Below are 5,977 nucleotides of genomic sequence, written 5' to 3' on the forward strand. Positions count from 1 at the left end.
CCAGGGACCTACGGATTAACAGTCCGGCGCTCTACCGACTGAGCTATCGGGGAATAGAACGAGATTATAGACAGAAAAAACGCCTCTTTTCAAGAGAGAGAAATTTTTTTGGCATCAACTTCTCATGCCCAAGGTTCGGGTTGTCTGGCTGCTGCATGAATGGCGCTATCCTCACACGCAGTTGTCGAAATTGTTCTCATGTCGGATCACACCATTGCCCCCGGCTGGGCCGCCTTGCACGGCAACCAGCCCGAGACCCTGATGCACACGCTGACTGCGTGGTTGCAGCGCCAACCTTTGTCGACGCTGCAGCCCGAGGTGGTGCTGGTGCAGAGTAACGGCATGGCCGAGTGGGTCAAGATGTCTTTGGCTCGTGCGCACGGGGTGTGCGCCGCGGCGCAGGTGGAGTTGCCTTCGCGGTTTTTGTGGCGCACCTATCGGCAGGTGCTGGGTGCAGGCGTTGTGCCCTCGGATTCGCCGCTGGACAAACTGCCCATGACCTGGCGCCTGATGGCCTTGTTGCCGCAGTGCGTGGATGAAGAAGTCTTCAAGCCTGTGCGCGGTTTTTTGCAAGGCGATGAGCCTGACCGTTTGCTGCAGCTGGCCAGTCGTCTGGCTGACCTGTATGACCAGTATCAGATCTACCGACCGGACTGGTTGAACGATTGGGCCGCGGGTGCCAATGATTGCCGCCAGATGAACGGCACTGTGCCTTTGGCGCAAGAGCATTTGTGGCAACCCGAGCTGTGGCGACGTGTGCTGACCACGCTGACCGAAGCCGAGCGACACAACACCCGTCCCGCCGTGCACCAGCGTGTATTGGCGCGGCTGCGATCGGGGCAAGGTCCTGCACAGGCGGTAGCACCGCGCGTATCGGTGTTTGGCATGAGCCACATGCCCATGCAGCTGCTGGAGTTGCTGGCGGCGCTGTCTGATCACAGCCAGGTCTTGCTGGCCGTGCCCAACCCCTGCCGCTACCACTGGGCCGACATCATGGATGGGCGCGAGTGGCTGCGCAGCCAGCAACGCAGGCAGCGTGACAAGGGCGAGCCGCTGGCCAATGTGGACCTTTCGCAAATGCATGCCCACGCTCCTACGCTGCTGGCCAGCTGGGGCAGGCAAGGGCGCGACTTTGTGCGCATGCTCGATGCCTTTGACGATGCCCAAGCCGCCAGCGAGCGCATGCAGCTGCCCACATTGGACTTTTTTGACGATGCCCCCATCACGCAGGGCACGCCTGCATTGGCGCAGCTGCAGCGGCGCATTCGCGATCTGGTGCCGTCCACGGCTGAGCACCCAGCCGCCCCGCGGCCCGAGGGCGATGGTTCGCTGCTGTTCAGAATTGCGCACAGCCCGGTGCGCGAGCTGGAAGTTTTGCACGACCAGTTGCTTGACTGGTTTGCGCAGCCGCCCGGTGGGCAGGCCCTGTCTCCGCGCGATGTGGTGGTCATGGTGCCCGACATCGAGCGCATGGCCCCGGCCATCGAAGCCGTGTTTGGGCAGTACCCACGCTCGGATGCGCGATACATTCCCTACGCCATTGCCGACCTGGGGGCGCAGGCCAACAGCGCCCTGATTCATGCGGTGCAGTGGCTGCTGACTCTGCCACAAGAGCGCTCGCACATGAGCGACCTGGTGGCCTTGCTGGAGGTGCCTGCATTGGCCCGGCGCTTTGGCGTCAGTGAAGAAGGGCTGCCGGTGCTGACCCGCTGGATGGCGGGTTCGGGCATTCGCTGGGGTTTGTCAGCCGAGCACCGCGCTGGCTTGGGGCTGGATGCCTGTGGCGAGGTCAACAGTGCCTTGTTTGGCGTGCAACGCATGCTCATGGGCTATGCCTGCGGGGCCGACCCGGTGCCGCTGGACGCGGGCGTGATGCCCTACGACGAGGTGGCCGGTCTGGACGCTGAGCTGGCCGGGTCCTTGGCGCAGTTGCTGCAGGTGTTGATGGACTGGTGGCAATACAGCCAGACGTCCGCCACGCCTTTGGTGTGGTCACAGCGGGCCAGGGCCATGCTGGCGCAGTGTTTTGACGTGCACACCGAAGCCGACCGCCAAGCCCTGCAGGCCTTGCAGCAGGCACTGGACGACTGGCTGCGCGCATGTGACGCCGCCGAGTTTGCGCAAGAAGTCACCTTGCCCGTCATGCGCGAGGCTTGGCTTCAAGCCCTGCGCATGCCCAGGTTGGAGCAACGCTTTCGCGCAGGTGGGGTCACGTTCTGCACGCTCATGCCCATGCGTGCGATTCCGTTCAAGGTGGTGTGTTTGCTGGGCATGAACGATGGCGACTACCCGCGCCGTGCGCAGCAGGCCGACTTTGACCTCATGGCCTTGCCCGGCATGGCCCGCCCCGGCGACCGCTCGCGCCGCGATGACGATCGTCAACTCATGCTCGAAGCGTTGCTGTCCGCGCGCGAAGTGCTCTACATCAGCTGGTGTGGCCACAGCGTGCGCGACAACAGCGAGCAGCCGCCTTCGGTGTTGGTCTCGCAATTGCGTGACGAAATCGATGCCTTGTGGGGGCAGGGCAGTGCCAAGGCCCTGACCGTGGTGCATCCGCTGCAGCCCTTTGGCAAAGCGTATTTCACACCAGGCAGCGGTGTGAGCACTTATGCGCAGGAGTGGCAGACGCAGGAGAGATCGCTTCACCGTGTTCGCGATGACGGGTGCATGGCGCAGCCAAGCGATCAGGACACCCAAGCCACCATCACCCTTGCGCAACTGGCGCGTTTTTTGCATCGCCCGGTTGGCAGCTATTTCCGCGAACGCTTGCAGGTGCACCTGGACGCGCCCGAGACGGATTGGCTCGACGAAGAGCTGTTCAGCCTGGGCGGCCTGGACCACCACAGCCTGCTCGATGAAGCGCTGGCCCAACGGCCCGCAGACCTGAGCACGCAAGACCTGCCGCACTACACCCAAGCGGTCGTCCAGCGCTTGCGTGCCCGTGGCGCCTTACCCTTGGCGGGTGTGGGTCAACTCGAAGCCGCGCAGTTGCAGGGCGTGCTGCAAGCCATGCTGCAGGCCGAGATCAACGAGCGCAGCGCCTGCAAGGGGGATGCCCCCCGCGTGACGGTGGATCAGGCTGTCGAAGGCGTGCAGCTGCGCGACGCCATTTCGGGTCTGTGTCAAAGCCCGTCTGCGGACCAGGCGGACGTGCTGGTGCTCATGCGGGCATCGTCCGTGGCCAGTGTTTCAGACAAAGGCAAAGCCAAGGTCAAGCCTGACAAATGCCTCGATGCCTGGCTGCACAGCCTGGCCGCTGCCAGCATGGGCCGAGCCGTTCGGGTGGTTCTGGTGGGGCGCAATGCCATCGTGCGTGCGCCTGTCATGGCGCAAGAAGACGCCCAAGCCGTGCTGCGCGTTTTATTGGCCACCTGGGTGCAAGGCATGCAATCGCCTTTGCCCCTGCCACCGGCCTTGGCCCTGGAGTGGCTCGTAAAGCAGGAGTGGACGGACGATCTGTACAAGCGCTACGAAGAAAAGGGCTTTACCGGCACCCCCGCCATGGCCCGCCAGGATGCCGCCCTGTACCGCTGCTACCCCACGCTGGACGCCTTGTTGGCCGATGGCCGGTTCGAAACCCGGGCCGAGCAGGTGTACCGGCCCTTGCTCGAATGGGCTGATCAGTGCAGCGTGGAGCCCTTGGGCCACGAGACGCTGGCGGCAGAGGAGGAGCAAGCATGAGCGCGCAAACCCTCGTGGCGCAACGCTTTCCCTTGCGCGGCAGCCATTTGATCGAGGCCAGTGCAGGCACGGGCAAGACCTGGACCATTGCCGCGCTGTACGTGCGCCTGGTGCTGGGGCATGGCCACGACGACACGCGCCCCGTGCGGCCGCTGATGCCGCCCGACATTCTGGTCATGACCTTTACCCGCGCCGCCACGCGCGAGTTGTCGGACCGCATTCGCAAGCGCCTGAACGAAGCCGCGCAAGTGTTCCGGGGCATGCTGCCCACGCAAGAAGAGTTCCTGTTGGATCTGCTGACGGATTACCCGGAAGGCACAGCACGCGAGCAAGCCGCACACCGCCTGGCTCTGGCCGCCCAGACCATGGACGAAGCGGCGGTCTACACCATCGACGCCTGGTGCCAGCGCATGCTGCGCGAGCATGCGTTTGACAGCGGCAACCTGTTTGAAGAAACCCTGGTGGCCGACGAAGCCGCTTTGCGGCTGGAGGCTGTGCAAGACTACTGGCGTCAACAGCTCTACCCCCTGGACACGGAATTGCTGGTGCAGGTGCGCAGCATCTGGCGCGATGTGGATGCGCTCGAAGCAGACGTGCGTGCCCTGATGGACAAGGACTTGTCCGCTGGTGAGCCCGGCAGCCTTGCACAGGTGCTGAGCGCGGTGCAAGCCCAGCGGGAGGCGCAGCTGCAGCAACTCAAAGCCGGATGGATGCAGCGTGCCGATGTGTTGCTGGACTGGCTGTTGGGCCAACTGGCTGATAAACAAGCAGGCTGGGATGGCCGCAAGCTGCAAGCCGCCAAGTGCACGCAGTGGCTGGGTGCGTTCAAGGTGTGGGTGCAAAGTGAAGGTGCTTTGCCCGAACTGCAAGCGGCCATGAAAACCGGCTGGGACCGCTTTACCCCAGACAACCTTCGCGCCTGCCGCAAGCCCGATGCAGGCGCAGCTGATCTGCCCCCCGTGTGTTCGGACTACGCGCGACTGCTGGCCGATCTGGCAAAGTTGCCTGATGTCAGCCACGCCGCACGCCTGCACGCCCGCAGCACCGTCAGCGCCCGCTTGCGCGAGCTCAAGCGCCGCACCGCCCAGTTTGGGTTTGCCGACATGCTGCAGCGCCTCGCCACGGCGCTGGCCCGTCCCGACAGCGGTGAGCGTTTGGCGCAGCGCCTGCGCACGCAGTTTCCGGTGGCGCTGGTCGATGAATTTCAGGACACCTCGCCACTGCAGCTGCAGCTGTTTGACGCCATCTACCAACTCGCAGACAACCGCCAGGACACGGCCTTGCTCCTGATTGGCGATCCCAAACAGTCCATTTATGCGTTCCGTGGGGCCGACATTCACAGCTACCTGCGTGCACGCCGCGCCACCGAAGGGCGCCACCATGTGCTGGGCACCAACTTTCGCTCGACCCAGGCGGTGGTGGATGCGGTCAATGGCTTTTTCAAACTGGGCGAGGCTTTGCCTGGTGGTGCGTTCGACTACCGCACCAGCCAGGAAGACCCGGTGCCTTTTGAGCCTGTCAACGCGAACGGTTTGGGCCAGGTTCTGGAAACCTCGCAAGGCTCCATGCCCGCGCTCACTTGGGTGCACGACGGCTCCTTGCGCAACCAGCGCCAGGCCATGAAGCATCTGGCGGGCTTGTGCGCTGAACATGTTGTTGCCTGCCTGTCCGACCCGCAGGTCCGCTATGTGGAGTCCGGACAGCCCGACAAACCGCTGCAGCCCAAAGACATTGCCGTGCTGGTGCGCACCGGTGTTGAGGCCGATGCCGTGCGCAAGGCTTTGCGCGAACGGGGTGTGGCCTCGGTGTATTTGTCCGACCGCGACTCGGTCTTTGCCAGCGACGAAGCGGCAGACCTGTGTCTGTGGTTGCAGGGCGTGGCCCATCCGCAGGATTTACGCGCCGTGCGCGCCGCGCTCGGTACGGGCACCGTCGGCCTGAGTCTGGCCGAGTTGCAGGCCTTGGTTGAGGACGATGTGTTGTTGGACGAGCGCGTGCAGCAGCTGCGCGAGCTGCGCCAGGTCTGGCAGGCGCAAGGCGTGCTGGCCATGTTGCGCCAGTCGCTGCACCGTTTGCAGCTGCACCAGCGTTGGCGCGCCCAGCCCGATGGCGAGCGCCGCCTGACCAATGTGCTGCACCTGGCCGAGCTGCTGCAAAACGCCAGCCAGACGCTGGATGGCGAACAGGCCCTGATCCGCTGGTTGGCCCAAGCCGTGCACGAAGCCGGGCAGGGGCAGGACGCAGACGAACAAATCCTGCGCCTGGAAAGTGACGAGGCACTGGTGCAAGTCATCAC

At 64.2% G+C, this 5,977-nt stretch carries 2 protein-coding genes; both read left to right on the top strand.

Annotation, left to right across the window (positions count from 1 at the left end):
• The first annotated feature begins 198 nt into the window (after positions 1–198).
• On the top strand, positions 199–3,681 hold the full coding sequence (gene recC, locus AAFM15_RS11080) for an exodeoxyribonuclease V subunit gamma (RefSeq protein WP_341686773.1): 3,483 nt from the start codon (positions 199–201) through the stop codon (positions 3,679–3,681).
• On the top strand, positions 3,678–5,977 hold a 2,300-nt coding region (locus tag AAFM15_RS11085), incomplete at its 3' end, for a UvrD-helicase domain-containing protein (RefSeq protein WP_341686774.1). The genes recC and AAFM15_RS11085, both read left to right, overlap by 4 nt.

Source organism: Limnohabitans sp. (genome assembly GCF_038134685.1).
Taxonomy (GTDB): domain Bacteria; phylum Pseudomonadota; class Gammaproteobacteria; order Burkholderiales; family Burkholderiaceae_C; genus Limnohabitans_A.

Bases quoted from the DNA above. Each gene is read 5' to 3' on its own strand.
- recC (WP_341686773.1), top strand. From the start codon at position 199: ATGTCGGATCACACCATTGCCCCCGGCTGGGCCGCCTTGCACGGCAAC.